This window comes from Paenibacillus sp. TCA20, from assembly GCF_000732325.1.
Lineage (GTDB): Bacteria > Bacillota > Bacilli > Paenibacillales > Paenibacillaceae > Paenibacillus > Paenibacillus urinalis.
In genome coordinates, this window is the sequence record NZ_BBIW01000011.1 from 12,412 (window position 1) to 29,350 (window position 16,939).

Sequence of the window (16,939 nt, forward strand, 5' to 3'; positions counted from 1 at the left end):
TTTCATATGCCCAATGAAGCCCTGCCTGGAAGCATACTTTTCAGCACAAGAAGATAAAAAACCTTAACCCATAAGGTCAAGGCCGATATGTAACCCCTCATTTTCCAGCAAGGATATTTTCGATATGGATTCTAAACTTCCAAACAGATAGTCAACGTTATTGGACCGAGCATTCCAGAAGGTAATGATACCTGATCATAACGATTTGCCAGTGTATTTGTTACCTCGACCTGCAGCACATTTTTGCCTGTCAACAAATAATCGGATAATGAACAGCGGTACGGAGACCACAGCTTCGTATCTATAAGCTGCCCGTTCAGGAACACCTTTGCCATTTCGTGGACTTCCCCTAGATCCAGAATGACATCTGTATAGGAAGCCGATGGCTTCCATTCAAGCTCTCTAGTATACGTCACCGTACCTGAGAAATGCTCTCTTCCTTCCCATTCTGTCCATGAGGTCAGCGAGTTTGCTCCTTCTGCTCCATCGACTTGCCAGCCCTCACTCAAGTCCTGAGCAACAGTCTCTTGCTTGGTGCTAACAGGGTCAATAATTGATGAGGCATCTGGGTCCAGCGCGAGTACCAGGCATTGTCTGCGATCTATGGTTAGGGCGATATCCATTCCGCCATCTCTCGCTTCAGCCTGCACAGGAGTGATGGTACCGCTCCAGGCATCCCACAACTCAGGTTTACCTTCACCGTTAATGAATACAGAACCTTGGATTGCTGTTTCGCCTTCGTTCACAAGCACATACAGATGAATATGGTCCTTTATGACATGACTGATTCTTAGGCCAGGGCTTACGGGCTTGAACTCAGCTCGGTGGGAGAGCAATTGCTCCACTCGATCTGCAACGGATTCAAGGGGGTGAAGAACCTCCCAGCCCGGTTCGGCATCGCTGGCAGGCAGTGCAGTTCCTCGATTGTGCTCCACAACGATTCCTCCATGCCGGACAAATTCCTTAAGCTTCTCCCTTGTGTTCGGTTCAAACTGCTCTACATCCTCCAGCAGAACAATACGGTAGCGCTGATTTGCTATGCTCATCATTCCGTCCTTAAGAACAGCTTCTTCCTGTAGCAGCTCCTCCTCCAAATAATTGAACTCTATTTGACCTTCATACAGCGGTCTAGCCAGCTCCCAGGACAAGTGATCCGCACGGCACAGAACGCACAGCTCCGGCTGATTGATGCTCCCCGTCATAACCCAGCTCATCCGTTTGATATACTGCGAGAAACGGCTATACTCCGGCCACCAGATGTTGTTCGGCCCTGCATCGGGAGCTCGCTCATGAAGCCGCTCTCCTTCGATCGAGTAATAGAAAGCATGTGGACATATCAGATTCACGCCCCGGACAAAGAGCCAGTCCAAATACCATTTCATATCATCTGCTGTTAGAGCCCAGCTGTTACCCTTGCCGCATACACCAAAGCACTCGTTTAAATTCCTTAATTTGTTCCGGTGCCGTGCCGAATCGGCCGAGCATTTCCCCATCGTGCTGTGCTTGCCGGTTATACCGAGATCTCCTTCTGGAGCAAGCCAGCGCCAAACGATATCTTGACCGGGAATGTGAAAATAGCGTAACAGCCCCATATCATCACTCGCCGCAGGGTGCCCCGTCAGCGCAATGCCATGCGCCTCACACCAATCATGAAGCGGCTTATAGAAGCTCTGCTCCATTCTGTGTCTTACCGCCTTGCGGTAGCGTCTCCGAATGTCAGCTGTATAGTCACCGCTCTCAAGCCATAGGAGAATAAGCTCCTCCTCCCGATTCCCGCTGCGGATGAACTCCTCCAGGAATCCTGCCGTCCAGGGCAGCATGCCTTTACGATGCTTTCTCCCGAGCAAATCCGGTTCATCCGTGAACATGGCAATGATGCTGCTGCCAAAATGGCGGCCGATCCGCCCGTAATACCGTTCATGCGTAAGCTCAATGAACATTCGCACAGCTTCCGGATTCAGCAGATCGGCTGCACGGGGTGCCCCCGGCTCTCCATCGTCCTGCCCGTAATGGATACCGCGAATCGTCCCTAAGCTTAATCGGTCGATAAAAGCGACATATGACCATTCCCCTGCATCGGGCGGAGTATAGCTCACGGTGCTGCCAAAATCCTCTGCCATTTCAATGATCTGTGTCTTACTGGCTTCAATTCCTTCCAGATCATTCCCTGTCCGGCGAATCGCCTGCACCGATACAATACGGTCGCCTTCCTCCAGCGGGATGCTCCATTCGGGTGTATTCTTCATTGGCTGTTCTATCATAATAAGCCCGCGGCTTGCGAATTCCGGATTACGACGTACAATCTCACCATTGGCACTGCCTGATGGATACATTCCTTCATCATACAGGATGACACGCATATTCATACTCGCTGCTTCATCTACCACAGCTTCGACGAGCGTCATGAATTCATCGGATAAATAACCAAGGGTATCTGGTATACCGATACGCGGGTGAAGAACAAAGCCTTCGACTCCTTTATCACGAAAATCTCGGAGCTGCCGGAGCAGCTCCTCCCGCTCCAGCCTTCCGTTCCAGAACCAGAAAGGCATGGGGGTGAATACTCCATCGGGTTGCAGAAATTGCGATCTTAAGCCTTGGATCGTTTGCAATCCCTTTATACTCTCCAGATTCTTAATCACGGTATATCGTATCCCCTTCCCCAATTGAAATGGTGAGCCTCATTCTTCTTACTCTACGAGACCTGTGCGGTCAACTCCTTCTACAAACCATCTTTGTGCAAAAATATACAGAATGAGCGGAGGCATAATCATCAGGAACGAAGCGGCCATCTTCATCGGCTCATCATAGATGGACGGCCCGATCTCCTCGGCTCGCATGTTAATCTCATTCGTTATGCTCGCTACACCGACAGATAGAGGCTGATCCTCCATACCGTGCAGGAAAATGCTCGGTGTGTAAAAATCATTCCAGTTCCAAACAAAGGAGAACAGAAAAACGACGACAATGGCAGGCCTTGCCAGCGGCAGCATCACTCGGAAGAACACTTTTAAAGGATTGGCTCCATCCATCATCGCCGCCTCTTCCAGCTCCTTCGGCTGTTTGGCGAAGAACTGCCTATAAATAATGACGAACAGCGCCCCCTTGACTCCTTGCCCAAATAACGCCGGCAGCACGAGCGGAACATAAGACTCAAGCAGCCCCAGCTGTGAAGCTGCAATTAGCTTCGGCAGTACAGTCAGCTGCGGCGGTACAATGAAGGTGAGCAGCAAACAGAAGAACCAAAAGTTCTTCAAAGGGATATCTAGCCTGGCAAACGCATAACCTGCAATTGCGCAGGAGATGGTCTGGAATACGGCAATGCCCGTAGAGAGCGATAAACTGATGGTGAGTGCTTTGGGATACTGCAGCATCTCCCATGCATCCTGAAGCATCCCGAAATAAAGCACCCGAGGCACCCAGGTCACGGCTGGATCCACTAAATCCACAGCATCCTTAATCATGCTCGTGATCATATAGATAATCGGATTCAGATAGATATAAGCCGTATCAATGAGGATGACATACAGGAAGCACTTGAAAATAAGTCCTTTGTCCGCCTCAAGTCCAATAAGCTTGGTCTTCACGAAGCGGCGGGTAATCAGCGGCAGGCTCTTCGTTCGGTTCTTGGCAAAAACCGGTTTAGCCATGGTAAACCTCCTTTAGCGGTAAGCATGGGTCCTGCGTGAAATTCTCGAGAAGAGAAAGAAAATGATACCCAAAAAAACGAGAATGATGCAGAAATAAATCCAGGCAAGAGCACTCGACAGACCATAATCTGCCGTATTGACCATGTCGATCACAGGATTCGTCGGAAAAGTAAATAAATCGACCACCGTGTAAATGGTATTTAGCAGGATGAACGGGACCATCTCTGGCAGCGTTATTTTCCAGAACGTCTCCCAAGGGGTTGCTCCATCCATCCGGGCTGCCTCATAGATCGAGTGCGAGATCGTTTGTCTCCCCGCAAGAAAGATCAAGATTTGAACGCCGGAATACCACAGCACAAGTACAAAGGATCCCAGCACCGAAATGATCGGTGCAGCCCAGCTGCCCGGGAGCAGCTCCGTCACGAAGGAAGAAATATTGTATCTGGATAAGAATTCAATATCTCCCTCGCCCTGTGCCATGAATTCTTCAATGACCTGCCCGGTCGTAAAGATGACAGGAAGAAAGAAGATTACGCGAAACGCGGTGCGCCCCGCAAATTTCTGATTAAGCATGATCGCAATCAGCAGGGCGAAGATGACAATAACCGGAATCATGAGCAGTGCTTCCCGCAAAAATGGAATCAGCCCCTCGTACAAATATCTGCCGTTCTCGAACAATATCGTCTTGTAATGTGCAAGTCCTCTGTACTCCACCTTGAGCCCGCTCGCTAGAATTTCCAAGTGATGAAAACTCATGTACAGCGAATACACAAGCGGAAATGCCATAAAGATCAAGAAACCGAAGACCCAGTTGGATATGAAGATGGAGCCCCACAGCTTTCGATGCGCTCGTGCACTAAGACGCCGCTTCTTGCGTTTCATCTACACTCCATCCCCCTTCAATACCTTGAAATCCTGCCCGGCAACCTTCTCACCGTTATATACAAATGCCGATTCCGTATAATTGACGATGATCATCGTTCCATCTTCATAGGTGGTTGCCTTTACACCTTCAGCCAGCTCGCGATGCTGGACAATAAACTGGTGCTGAACACCTGAGAGCGCGTCATTATACCTCCTATACTCCGAAGCGGCGGAATCCGCCCAGCTTGCATAATGGGAGCTCTTGAGCTGGAGACCGTGAGCTTCACTTAATCTTTCGGCCGGCACTGCTGTGAATAGAAATGAAGGAAGCGCACCGTATTCAATATCCCGCAAAAAATCATGCTTATATTGCTGCCTGTCATTCTCATATCCAGATGTGTAGGTAATCAGTCCATGCAGCGCAATTTGTGCAAAAGGAACGGCCTCTTGGGAGAACAGATCATAGGAGTAATCATCCGGGAGAGCATTGACGTGATCGGCACCGCTCAGCATATAGAAATTCGGACTTTCAATCCATACGTTCCCCAGTGTGTCCTTCACTTGCTGAAGGAGCTGCTGCTGTATAGAAATGGCTTCCGTACGGGAGGCTCCCATCCTCGTGTTGTAGTCACTGTCTAGTCGACTGCCTGTGACGAGAAGAGACAGCCCATCTGCCTCAAGCTCAGCATAGGAGCTCAGCTCCTTATGAAGAACCTTCTGAATAAAAAGGCTGCTGGCCAAATAGACCTCATCACCGCGGATTCGGGCTTCCTGCATCGTCCCTGCCATATTTCTAACCGCATGATACTGCTCACGAAATCCTCCGTTGCCGGTATTATTGAACTCATAATTGACTCCCAGCATGACCGGGATATCCAGCGAGTGGGCGTGCTGGATAAAATCCTTCATCCCCTGCTCTCCGCCCAGTGCCTGTTCGACGCCCAAATATCCGCCATACTGTGCATAACCGCCTTTCTGCCAGCCCAAATAAGTGACGGACATCGGACCCATTCCCCGCTTCCGGAGATCAGACAGAATATGTGCAGCCTGTTCTGTCGTCGTCGCCTGGATATATCGGCTGCCGAGCATCCCATCTTCCGAATCGCCGCCAAGAATTGTAAGATGAAGCGGGATATCAGCGGATGAGGATTCACTCTGTTTCTGAAGCCCTTTCTCTTCCATCAAGTACTTTCGGTATCGCTCTGCCATACCTACATAGTCAGACCTGCCATTGTTCAAGAAATAATAGCGTACAGTCCGATCCGTGCCGAAACGCTCATCCTTGTTGTAGGTCGTAAAGCTCGTTCCTTTACTCCGGTTCGTAATCTGCTCAAACGTGGCTCGATAGGTCTGCTGCGCCGTAATCCAGTTGTAGCTGCTCAGCATGCCGGAAGGTGCGGCAAAAATATCGCTGTACTCGGCTCCATCTTCAATTACTGCAAGCAGTCCCTTGCCTTCCGAATGAATCCCGAATACGGGCATCTGGGCTGGATATCGGGAACTGAAGCCAAGCCGGCTCATAAAGGAAGGATCTTTGCCGTACACACTTTCCTGATAGCCGAGATTGGTATTCAGTCTGTGATCATCATAAGCGATCAGGGTGCCCGATCCATCCGGAACGAACAGATAACCTTCCCGATCGGTGGAGTGCTCAGCAGCCATGAATGGGAACAGCCTCAGCCAGATTAAGCTATACTTGCCTTCCTTCAAGCCTTGATCCACAATCTTGGTCTCCACGTAATCATCCTGTATCCGAATTTGCACAGGCACGCTCAATTCCAGCGCGGGCATATCATAAGTCCACTGAATGCCACCGTCGATCTCCTTGATATCTTCGATCGTGCCGCCTAAGGTCCTGAAATTACTCTCGCGAGGCTGCGTATTATACACGGTGAAATCGGTGTACTGGAACATAAGAGGCGAGACCAGATGTGTCTTCCAGATCCCACCGATCGTCTCATTCTCAAAGTCTTGCGGATCCGGATAAGATCTCCAAATGCTGCCGCTGCGTTTATCCAGAACGATGAAGTGTCCTGTCGTCTCATCCAGCTTCAGAATCAGTGACTCGGTTTCGGCTGCTGCTCTAAAGTCAGCCTCTACCGGGAGTGAAGCCTCTTGCTGCTCCGCTCCTCCAGACGCCCCTTGCTGAGCTGCCGGGACCATGCGATCTCCTCTGAATTTCACTTCGAGCCTGCTGGCTCCCAAGATGATAACGAAGGCGAGAAGAATGAAGAGCACGGCTTTTCTGTATTTGGCTAGCCTCATCTTAACAGCACCTCCTGATAGACTTCGTGGATAAATATGAGCAGCTCGTTCGTAAGACCAATGACAAGAAAGATCAAGACTGCGAGTACGATGAGCGCAAATAGGCTCATTATTATATTCAGTAAGGTTTCCCCTACGGTGTAATTGTGTAAGGACTGTACCATCCAAATGAACAGAAATACGAGCCAGATGTACATTCCGAGCCGAAGATAATCGTAAATTGCACCTTCTGCGTGTGTCATGACATTGGATAAGGCAGCCAGCGGTACACCAATGAGAATAAATGGAGTTAGTGCATAGGCACTGCCGACAAACACATCCTTGAAGCGCCCTTCTCCCCTGTAAATGGAGCTGATCAGATAATTACTTACTACCCAGCCGCACCACAGCCCCAGGAACGGGAGCAGTACCGAAGTTACTGTAATCGAAGAGGGCGGAACCGGATTAAACGCAAAGCTCGTCATCTGTTCAGACAATAGGAGCGCACCGCCCGTCAGTACCAGCAGAATACACGCACTTACATACCCGCCTTTATTCTCAAACCTCAAAGCCGTAAACCCGTCGATGGGATGTCTTAGAATGACAAAAGCCTGTTTTATTTGTGAGAACAACACATACCTGTTATCCATTCGGTCTGAGAAGCCTTCGATCATCCGTGGTGTTCTTCCTCTAGCCAGTCGATTGACAAAGAATATGAGAACCGCTGCAACGACGAGCAGGGTAGCAAAGAAGGAGAATCGGGCCTGGAACCACTGCAGCCGTATCTGCCAGAAGGACTCTGAATACCCTGTGTCGTTCCCCGCAGCTTTGAACAGCCTCGCGGCCTCCTCGTAGTCCCCCTTCTTGTATGCGACCTGAGCCAGACCTAGAATGGCCGGCAAATATTGTTCATTCAAACGCAGGACTTCCTTCCAGGGCTCTTCACTATCCAGATATCTGCCCTCCTGGGTTAAGCGGTTTGCTTCATGCACCATTGCCCCGAACTCCGACAGACGATAGGCTTGCAGCATGCTTTCCTGACTGTCGAGCACATATATTTCACCTTTGGAATTCATATCAATCGCCACAGGTGTCTTAATTAAACCAAGCTGGGATGAAGCAGCGGATGAAGGTCCGCCGAAGTAAAAGAGCAGATTCCCGTTCGCATCATACTGGCTCAAATAGGTGTAATAGGAATCAACGACTGTAAAATTCCCCTCCGGATCGACTGCGACATCGACAAGCTGGGGAGGGGTCGTAATTCCGTCAACATAACGTATGTCATACCAGTTATACTCCCCGAAGCTCTGCTTCGCTGTCCCGAATTTATTGTACTGAGCAAGAATATTCTCACCCTGAAAATTCAGCTTCTTAATCTGCTCGGCTTCAACCGCAGCACCGTTCGTTACGGTATAGATGAATCCTCCGTCATCGATTGCAAGATTGTTCACAGCTGGAGGAATTTTGCTCGTTTCATTTTCATACATTTCCCGTGTGTAAAGAGCTCTTTTTAAGGAATCTATGAAAGAAAAGGGGGCTGAATTGGCTCCATAAAATCTTTGAAATTCCCCATCCGGGTTAAGCTGCACCAGCCCGTAATATCCGCCCATCGTGACAATATACATGTATCCTCGCTTGTCTGCTGCCACCTTGATAGGATCAAATTTCAGCTCCTCCGGTACATTGCCGGACTCAGGACGCTTGTATTCTTTCAGCAGCTGGCCTGAAGATGACAATCGAACCACGCGCTTATTTCCCGTATCCGCGATGAGAAGATCCCCCTGATCATCTACAAATACACCTTGAGGCGCATTCAGCGGATCCTCTGCCAGCTCATAATACCTTTGAAAATTTCCGTCTTTATCAAATTTCACAATCCGATTGTTACCCGTATCTGCCACATAAATTTCATCAGACGCACTGATATAAACATCCGAAGGCTTCTGCATCGGTGAAGCCACGTATTGTCCCGGATGGTCTGGATCGGGTGCCGCGAGATCCTTGCCTATCATTCTGAAAGGGGTGTATGCCGGCTGGGTATCCATCTGATGTCCATAGCTGTCTTTTGTAAACGTGCCGTAGGTTACATCGGCCCATGCTGTATATGGAACCTGCACCGCAGCCAGAATCAGTGCCACAGTAAGGACAGACAGCCATACACGTAATCCACAGTTAAACTTCATACCGATCCTCCTTTCCTTCGCTACTTGATGCCGGAGTGCGACATCGTGGCAATCACCTTGCGCTGGAAGAATAGAAACATAATCAGTGTAGGCAAGAACATGATGAGTGCAGCTGCTGCCGCTGCCGTCTGTCTGGCAACCGAGTTGGCAAGGTTCTGGGTAAGCGTCGACAGAAAGAACGGAAATGTCTTCATCGCATCGTCCTGCATAAATAGTGTTGATGTAGATACATCGCTCCAGATGGACTGGAAGGAGAGGATGGCGACGGTGGCACAGGCTGGTAGCGTAATCGGAATAATAATTCTCGCGAAGATGGTGAACTCTCTGGCACCGTCCATTTTACCTGCTTCAATCAGCTCATTCGGAACCTGATCCATAAACTGCTTCATCAGAAATACACCTACAGTGCTCGCAATATGAGGCAGGATGTGTGCCCAATACGTGTTCATAATACCGAGATTTGCGACAACCACATATCTGGGAATATTAATGGCCTCCTGCACAAACATCAGGGACACAACGATAATCGAGAACAACAGCTTGTGGCCCGGAAATTTGTGCTTCGAGAGCGGATAAGCGCAGAGAGCGCTTACAATAACGACGCTGCCTGTTCCGATGACACCCACAACGATGCTGTTAAACAAATATCGAGAAGCAGGAATAACGGCATCCCGGGTCATCACGAACAGCTCGGTAAAGTTACTCAAGGTCGGCTGCCGGACAAAAATATTCGGAGGGAAAATAAACAGCTCCGAGTACGGCTTCAGCGCATGGTTTATGATGTAAATGATCGGTACCAGCATCAACACAGCGAATATACCGAGCAGAAGCGTCAAGATCAGCTGCGTCCTGTCCATACGCCGAAGCCAGGATTTGCGGTTCATGGCAGGCCGTTTAGCTGACTTCTTCGATCCATCCTTTGCGGCATGGTCCATATTCATTCCCCCTTCGTACCAAACAATCTCCAGCTGAGCCTGTTGAATATACAGATTGTAATGAGCAGAACAACGGACAAGGCTGCTGCGTAGCCCATCTCAAACCGGACCAGCCCATAATCATCAATGTGATTGACGAGGGTATGCCCTGCATATTCAGGCGTCGGCTTGGTCTGGGACAGCTGTTCACCAATGGCCCCTGCCTTGAACGCAGATACAATGGCCATAACGGAAGCAAACAGCATTTGCGGCCGCATGTAAGGAATCGTAATATACCAGATTTCCTGCAATCTGCTCTTGATTCCGTCAAGCCGCCCGGCCTCATAGAGCGTCTCATCAACGTTCAGAATACCGGCCAGCATCGCAAGGAAGCCTACGCCCATACTGGACCACAAGGTGACGATAATCATGGAATTCATCAAGTAGGCCGGATCAAGCACCCATAGCTGCGGTTCATCAATGATGCCAAGTCGAAGTAAGAAGCTGTTCAAGTAGCCGATGCGATCTCCGGACAGCAGCGGCTGCCATATGATCTGCATTACCACGCCTCCGGTTAACGAGGGAGCATAGATCGCCAGCACGAACCACAGTCGAATTTTGTCTGGAATCTGAGCAATCAGCCAGGCGAGAATAAAGGATAGAATCAAGCCGCCTGGACCGACCAGCACCGCAAATTTGATCGTATTCGGAATTGCGTGCTTCAGAAATAAGGTATCCTGTGAAAAAATATATTCATAGTTATCCCAGCCGATAAACTTCGGGAATTGGATGGTGTTGAAATCCGTGAAGCTAAGCCCAAACGCAGCCAGCACAGGCAGCAGAATAAAGAGCATAAAAGCGATGACGAAGGGAGAGATAAACAGGTAAGAAAGCCGGTATTTCCATATCTCCCTAAACAGCCCTGCAATACGATTGCTGCTGGTCTTTTGCTGTTTCGCTGGCGGTGTTACTGACTTAGATAGCTCTGCCTCATGGGTTGACATACCTATCCACTCCCTTCCAAGGCTCTGTCACCTGCGGTGGATCGTAAGTATCGACTATGCTGCCTTGATCATCGATAAAATCAAACTCCCGTGCTTTACGCCAAATCTCACGATCCATGCCAAGAATGCCCTCTTCCAGCGCATCACGGTAATTTTGTCCGCTCAGCACGGTTCGGTTCCAAGCATTCATGACTTCACGCGGGATAAAATAAGAGCCTGGTATGTTCGCCATATCCTTGTACCAACGCCACTGCTCCAGCATGACGGCAAGCTCTTCCTCGTTCCATGGCAGTCCTGTAAAGGCTTCAAGATTCGCCGTATTCCAGCGGAACGCGACTCCATAGAATCCTTCCAGATCATTCCCGAATCGCTGCTGCGTCTCACTCGACAGCCACCACTGTAGAAACTGCCAGGCTTCCTCTTTAAGATCGCTGTTTGAGAAGATCGCTGCCGCGGTCTGATTTCCACCTGTCCAGCGCTCTACTTCTCCACGCTCACTCACTGTTCCCGGCAGCGGCGCCATTCCCCACCAGCCATCCAGCTCCGGTGCCGCTACACGCATCTGCAAATAAAAGTTGAAATCGGCGATCCCGATCGGCATATCTCCATCACGGAAATGCTGGTAGAAGCTTGGGACTTGCTGCTCAATCCCGTACACGGTAAACAGGTCGGTCATGAGCTTGAAGCCGGTAAACGCCTCCGGTGAATCAAGCGCTGTCTTCATTCCATCTGCCGTATAAAACTCAGCACCATACTGATATAGGAAGGTCATATAATCGTTATACGGAATGTGAAAGTTATATCCGTTCTGCTGCAAGGTTGGCAGCATCTCGATGACATCCTCCCATGTATCGGGCACGCCAAGCCCCAGCTTCTGTAGAATATCCTTGCGATAATAGAGCACCTGAAACCGCTGAGTTTCCGGGAGTGCATAATAACCGTCAGCAAAATAGTAGGGCAGTGTAGAGCCCGGTGAATACTGCTCGAATAAGTCATCAAACCCCGGATAATCCGACAAATCCTCTACTGCCCCGCGAATGGCCAATTCAATCGGCCTACCTTCCGTCATTCCCAGCGCAATATCCGGAGATTTACCGGCCGCATTCGCCATTACCAGTAGATTTTCATCTGGAAGAAGATCCACTTGAACTTCAATGCCTGTCTCCGGTGTAAAATATTGATCCGCCATCTCCTGTATCAGATTGACATAGTCACGACCATAGTTGACCCATATATTCAGCACCTCGTCCTCACTGGACGACAGCCTGTTGTCTGAACTAAAGGAATGAAAGAATGAAGAGGTATTTCTTAATGTCTTCTCTCCCCAATTCGCTTCCATTCTCGGAAACGCTGTGCCTGCCGGAGCAATATATAACTTGTCGAGTGCCATAGGTGCAGCCGTAAGGCTCGCTGTGATGGAGGCAACCCGGGAAGATATGAGGCTGAGATCCTCCAGCTTGTATGGTATGTCATTTGGATAACGAAGAATATCCTCTATATCGGTTATTGCTGTAGACAAGGATTGTGAATTTGCATCGGCTTCGCCATTCACTTCAAGCAGCATGGCCGCCATGCGCTCCAGCTTCTGTTTAATCTCCTCTGTCCTTGTAATGAGCTCCGGAAAATTCTCTTTGATCCTCCACGTTCGAGCTGTATCTTCTACTCCTCCGGTAATCGTGTTGATATTTTCAGACAAGTCCCTTATCAATGCGAGTACTTGTTCCTGTTCATTAAGCACCGGATTGTAAGGAGCATAGGTTGCAGCTAGTGTGAGGGTATGCTCCCCTTTCTCAAGGTATATTTCATAAGGCTCTTCCGCCGATGGACCGATGACCACCCCCTGCCAGCTTGTTGAATAATTGATCGGGTAAGCCAGCAGCTCTTCGAAGGGCACCTGTCCGTCAATCATGATCTTGCGATACACCTTTTTGCTCGATTGGTAGCCTTGATAGGCTCTGATCCCGAGGTTATATCGCCCACTGTCCGGTATCGTGAAGCTCCAGGTTATTGCGCCGCCGCCATTCTGCCAGCGTGTTCCGCCAATCGCATTAAAAATCAGCTTATTGTCGGCATCCGGTGACATAAGCGGGTCCTGATCTGTCATCACTTGAATGGCTACATCATTTTTGGCCTGCATATTCTCGGCCTCGATGACGATGACTTCACTTCCGCTCGTATTCCCATTGTTCTCCGGCAGGGTCATCCGGAACTCCTCATAAGGAGGTATGGTTGTCGGCGGGACAAGCTCAATCTGATCGATAACGATAGGCGCAAAGGATTGAAGACGCAGCGTGTGTTTGCCTTCGGTCAGCTTCCACTTCAGCGGCAGAGAACTGGTACCCTCCGCATCCTGAAATGACTGTCTCATCCACTGATTCTGTTCAATCGGCCTTGGTCTGATATGATTTCCCTTCTCATCCGTCTTGAAAGGGAGCTCATCCCTGAATATTCTTGCAAATTCAATCGCCCTTGCCTCATTGAACACATATTCACCGTCAAAGGATACGGCCATCGTTGTCGGCCGGTAGCTCTGATAAACAGCGTCCTCATCAATCAAGGCGTGATAAGTCAGTGCCATTTCATACATTCCCTCGGCAGGAACTTCAATGTCATACTCGATCCATTCTGTCCGGTTATTGTTCCAGATCAGCACATCCTCCTTGCCTGCGTAAGAGCCTGTAGATACACTAGCCCCTTCGGATTGACCTGAGAGTCTTGTGCCGGGTACAAGAATGGACTCACGGGCAGACGGAACTCCTGCTTCCTCCCATGTACGAGAAACGTCCATATAATAGGGTTCGAATGCGCTTTCAATTATGGGATTAACAGGAGTCTCTCCTTCTTCCTCCAAACCTTGCAAGGCATCGGTAGCAGCAGCGGAGGCAGGCCGAGTGACAGAAGAGCTTGCGTACGGAAAGGTGCCCGCAAACAGCATGACTCCAAGCAGAAGAATAAGGGAAATATAGCGGATATGCTTCATATTGCACCTCTCTTTTCCTGTATATCAGCTGAACCTTTCACCCGTCGTTTTATCGAAAAATAATGCCTTGTTCATATCCATCGCCAGCCGTATCTCTGTCAACTCTTCCACATGCTCTCTCGGGTTCACCCTGGCAATCAGATCCTTGTCAGTTCCAATATCGACATATAAGTAGCGATCGGCACCCATGAGTTCACTGAACTGATGGGTACCTTGGAAAACAGCATGGGGAAAGGTCTCGAACATGATCGGTTCTATACTTATATTTTCCGGCCTGATGCCGAGGATCACGTACTTATTGACCCGGTTTCGCTTCCTCAAGGGAACAGCAGTGCTCTCGGGAATTACGAGACGATGCCTTCGCGTCTGAAATTCGAGCTGATTGTCCGCTTCTACAATTTTTCCTTCTATAAAATTCATCTGTGGCGAACCGATAAATCCTGCAACGAACATATTCTGCGGATCATTGTATATCAGCTCCGGAGAATCCACCTGCTGTATAATGCCATCCTTCAGCACAATAATTCGGCTGCCCATCGTCATCGCTTCTGTCTGATCATGGGTTACATATATGGTTGTCACTCCGAGCTGTTTATGAAGCTTGATAATTTCTGTCCGCATATGAACTCTGAGCTTGGCATCCAGATTGGACAGCGGCTCATCCATGAGGAACACCTGCGGATTGCGTACGATTGACCGGCCAAGGGCTACACGCTGGCGCTGCCCGCCGGACAGCTCCTTCGGCTTGCGGTCAAGATACGATTCTATCTCGAGAATTCTCGCTGCCCTCTTCACTGCCAAATCAATATCATGCTTTGGCATTTTGCGAAGCCTCAGTCCAAACGCGATATTCTCATATACAGACATGTTCGGATACAGTGCATAGTTCTGGAACACCATGGAGATGTCTCTGTCTTTTGGCGGCAGCTGATTCACCATTTCGTCATCGATCCAGATCTCGCCCTCTGAGATTTCCTCCAGCCCGGCAAGCATCCGAAGCGTCGTCGATTTGCCGCATCCCGATGGTCCAACAAACACGATGAATTCTCTGTCCGCTACTTCCAGATGAAAATCCTGTACGACGGGCTGCTGATCTTTGCCATATCTTTTGTACACATGGTTAAACAGGATTCGTGCCATCACCCTTCTCCTCTCGTTTCATCCTCCATTTTCACTATGGGCTCCAGGCGAGCTTTCCTGCAATTCCATTATTTTGTATCTGTGAATAAACACTCTAATTTCGCTATTCGGTGTAGTTCGGATTGTTTCTGCTAGCCGATCAACCATTTGTATACATGACTAACCGATTCGGTATGTTTAGGTTCTCCATAAAAAAAAGAATGCGGTGAATACACGCATCCTTTGCTTGGAGATTCGCTATTCCCGCTTTTCCTCACGAACAGGCTTCACATGGGAAGGAATGCGGTCTTCGTGGATTGGGATATAGGCAGTATCGAAGCTTCCACTGTATCCGAATAAGGGACCCCAGGTATCATTTGTAACCTTCACATCAATTCGAAATTTATCCATTGAATCATCGTACCACTCCCTCACATCTGCTATTCCAGAGAACAGCATGGGAAAACGAAATCCGATGATCCCTTCATAAAAACGCTGCTCACCAGAGCGCAGTCTTAAGCCTCCTTCCGCATCGACAGTCAGGTCAATGTCCACTGCCAGATGCTGATGCGTGCCTAAGTAATCTACAATTCGATTACGCTGTCCGCTATATACCATAGTCGCATCAAATCTCCGTCGCTGCTGGCCAAAATCGTAGGTCCGGATCCAAGTCACGGTCTCTCTTCCGAATTGATCAAGATAAGCATAATTCTCAATCGTAAACGGCACATTCGTCCCCTTCTGAGGAAACATAATATTCCGCCAGGTGCCGATATATAGAAAAGGAAGAGTATACATTCGCCCGTACCATACCGAATCCATGACTCCTGTCCCGATTGAAGCGATCCCGCTTGCGCTGTTAAACCCAAATCGCTTCTGAATTCGGGGATGGAGCTTCTCAAAATCAGTTCCTAATGCTGTCCGATAGATGGAATCCATTGGTTGTTCTCCTCTCTCATGGCTGCTTGCGGATGCAGTGCCCTGCGGATGGAAGATGGGCGAGTGTCATACCGCCGATCCAGGCAAGCAAACAAACCGCCATATTTAAAGTGGCTGGATTAAACGGCGCAAGGAAGACGGTTATATCTGAGATTGCTGCGCCGATAGCGAGAAGCAGCATGGCTGCAATGTTGATTATGTAGAGCGCCTTTCGCCTGTGAAATAAGAGGCATAAGATCCCAACAGCAATTTCCAGCAGCCCCGCCACCTGCAGCAAGAGCACCGCATTCGCCTCCGAACCGATGATCCCCTTTAACAGAGCAAGCTCTTGAGCATCCTGCGAGAGCAGCTTCGGGACCAATCCATGATAAATCCAGGTAAACATCAGACCAAAGGTAACGATCGCATGAATAAGCAGCTGCCGATAAGATACTTTCGGAGGGATTCCTTTTTCAAGCCAAATCTTAAGAACATCAAAGCTGAGTGCTGTCGCCCAGCCCATCAATGGTCTGAAGATGATGCGATCAAACCATTTTCCCAGGAAATAAAATCGTGTCTTGTAATCGTATCGGGTTACAAAGCGAATCCCCTGATCCTCTTGTATATACCGCCAATATCCTCCACCAGACTGTATAAGCGAGATTGCCTGATCTGAGGAGAATTGCAGGGTCGACATACGTTCTTGGTCCTGATGCTTCCCTGGCGTAGTTACACCCTCTCCTTCTATTCGAAGCCCGAATCCGATATTTGTGACGTAGCGAAAACGCTGCTTCTCCTCTTCATCCTGTTTCGGAATGTACTCAATCTTGGAAAATCGCAGGTCCCATTCCTCATGCTTTGCCGGGTCTTGTGTGGCTCTCCAAATCGATTCCATCTCTGTATGAATGAACGTTTCAATATAAATCGTCTGATGATCATCAGACACGGTAATGCCTCCTCTTCGAACTTCGTAATATGAAGTATGAGAATTAAATCACAAGTTAATTTATATTATAGACGCTGCAATATAGTGTAAAGTTTTCTTTTTGAATCAATTTCATAA

At 49.0% G+C, this 16,939-nt stretch carries 11 protein-coding genes; all 11 read right to left on the reverse strand.

Annotated features, from left to right (window positions below; genetic code table 11):
* Positions 1 to 131 precede the first annotated feature (131 nt).
* Complete coding sequence (locus tag TCA2_RS18985; protein WP_238546455.1) at positions 132 to 2,642, reverse strand: glycosylhydrolase-like jelly roll fold domain-containing protein; 2,511 nt, start codon at positions 2,640 to 2,642, stop codon at positions 132 to 134.
* Between the two features lie 48 nt (positions 2,643 to 2,690).
* On the reverse strand, positions 2,691 to 3,650 hold the full coding sequence (locus tag TCA2_RS18990) for a carbohydrate ABC transporter permease (protein ID WP_047913201.1): 960 nt from the start codon (positions 3,648 to 3,650) through the stop codon (positions 2,691 to 2,693).
* A 12-nt stretch (positions 3,651 to 3,662) separates the two neighbouring features.
* On the reverse strand, positions 3,663 to 4,532 hold the full coding sequence (locus TCA2_RS18995) for a carbohydrate ABC transporter permease (protein WP_047913202.1): 870 nt from the start codon (positions 4,530 to 4,532) through the stop codon (positions 3,663 to 3,665).
* Positions 4,533 to 6,779 carry a DUF5696 domain-containing protein gene (locus tag TCA2_RS19000; protein WP_047913203.1) on the reverse strand — a complete coding sequence of 749 codons (2,247 nt, stop codon included), beginning with the start codon at positions 6,777 to 6,779 and terminating at the stop codon, positions 4,533 to 4,535.
* Positions 6,776 to 8,941 carry a YIP1 family protein gene (locus tag TCA2_RS19005; RefSeq protein WP_047913204.1) on the reverse strand — a complete coding sequence of 722 codons (2,166 nt, stop codon included), beginning with the start codon at positions 8,939 to 8,941 and terminating at the stop codon, positions 6,776 to 6,778. Before TCA2_RS19005 ends, TCA2_RS19000 begins: the two co-directional genes overlap by 4 nt.
* 20 nt (positions 8,942 to 8,961) lie before the next feature.
* Entirely contained in the window at positions 8,962 to 9,876 is a 915-nt protein-coding gene (locus tag TCA2_RS19010; protein WP_047913205.1) for a carbohydrate ABC transporter permease, read from the reverse strand.
* A 2-nt stretch (positions 9,877 to 9,878) separates the two neighbouring features.
* Complete coding sequence (locus tag TCA2_RS19015; RefSeq protein ID WP_047913206.1) at positions 9,879 to 10,859, reverse strand: carbohydrate ABC transporter permease; 981 nt, start codon at positions 10,857 to 10,859, stop codon at positions 9,879 to 9,881.
* The gene (locus TCA2_RS19020) at positions 10,846 to 13,839 is read right to left on the reverse strand and encodes an extracellular solute-binding protein (RefSeq protein ID WP_047913207.1); all 2,994 of its coding nucleotides are present in this window, start codon (positions 13,837 to 13,839) and stop codon (positions 10,846 to 10,848) included. The genes TCA2_RS19015 and TCA2_RS19020 overlap by 14 nt, the downstream gene beginning before the upstream one ends.
* Before the next feature lie 24 nt (positions 13,840 to 13,863).
* The gene (locus tag TCA2_RS19025; RefSeq protein WP_047913208.1) at positions 13,864 to 14,979 is read right to left on the reverse strand and encodes an ABC transporter ATP-binding protein; all 1,116 of its coding nucleotides are present in this window, start codon (positions 14,977 to 14,979) and stop codon (positions 13,864 to 13,866) included.
* Between the two features lie 237 nt (positions 14,980 to 15,216).
* Positions 15,217 to 15,897: a DUF4166 domain-containing protein gene (locus TCA2_RS19030; protein ID WP_047913209.1), complete on the reverse strand. Its 681-nt coding sequence runs from the start codon at positions 15,895 to 15,897 to the stop codon at positions 15,217 to 15,219.
* Positions 15,898 to 15,913: 16 nt separating this feature from the next.
* A complete protein-coding gene (locus TCA2_RS19035; RefSeq protein WP_081872662.1) occupies positions 15,914 to 16,822 on the reverse strand; it encodes a DoxX-like family protein in 909 nt (302 codons plus the stop codon).
* Between the last annotated feature and the right edge of the window lie 117 nt (positions 16,823 to 16,939).

What these genes read in the sequence shown, in the direction of transcription:
- TCA2_RS18990 (WP_047913201.1), bottom strand. Translation starts at nt 3,650, where the DNA reads ATGGCTAAACCGGTTTTTGCCAAGAACCGAACGAAGAGCCTGCCGCTG.
- TCA2_RS18995 (WP_047913202.1), bottom strand. Translation starts at nt 4,532, where the DNA reads ATGAAACGCAAGAAGCGGCGTCTTAGTGCACGAGCGCATCGAAAGCTG.
- TCA2_RS19000 (WP_047913203.1), bottom strand. Translation starts at nt 6,779, where the DNA reads ATGAGGCTAGCCAAATACAGAAAAGCCGTGCTCTTCATTCTTCTCGCC.
- TCA2_RS19005 (WP_047913204.1), bottom strand. Translation starts at nt 8,941, where the DNA reads ATGAAGTTTAACTGTGGATTACGTGTATGGCTGTCTGTCCTTACTGTG.
- TCA2_RS19010 (WP_047913205.1), bottom strand. Translation starts at nt 9,876, where the DNA reads ATGGACCATGCCGCAAAGGATGGATCGAAGAAGTCAGCTAAACGGCCT.
- TCA2_RS19015 (WP_047913206.1), bottom strand. Translation starts at nt 10,859, where the DNA reads ATGTCAACCCATGAGGCAGAGCTATCTAAGTCAGTAACACCGCCAGCG.
- TCA2_RS19020 (WP_047913207.1), bottom strand. Translation starts at nt 13,839, where the DNA reads ATGAAGCATATCCGCTATATTTCCCTTATTCTTCTGCTTGGAGTCATG.
- TCA2_RS19025 (WP_047913208.1), bottom strand. Translation starts at nt 14,979, where the DNA reads ATGGCACGAATCCTGTTTAACCATGTGTACAAAAGATATGGCAAAGAT.
- TCA2_RS19030 (WP_047913209.1), bottom strand. Translation starts at nt 15,897, where the DNA reads ATGGATTCCATCTATCGGACAGCATTAGGAACTGATTTTGAGAAGCTC.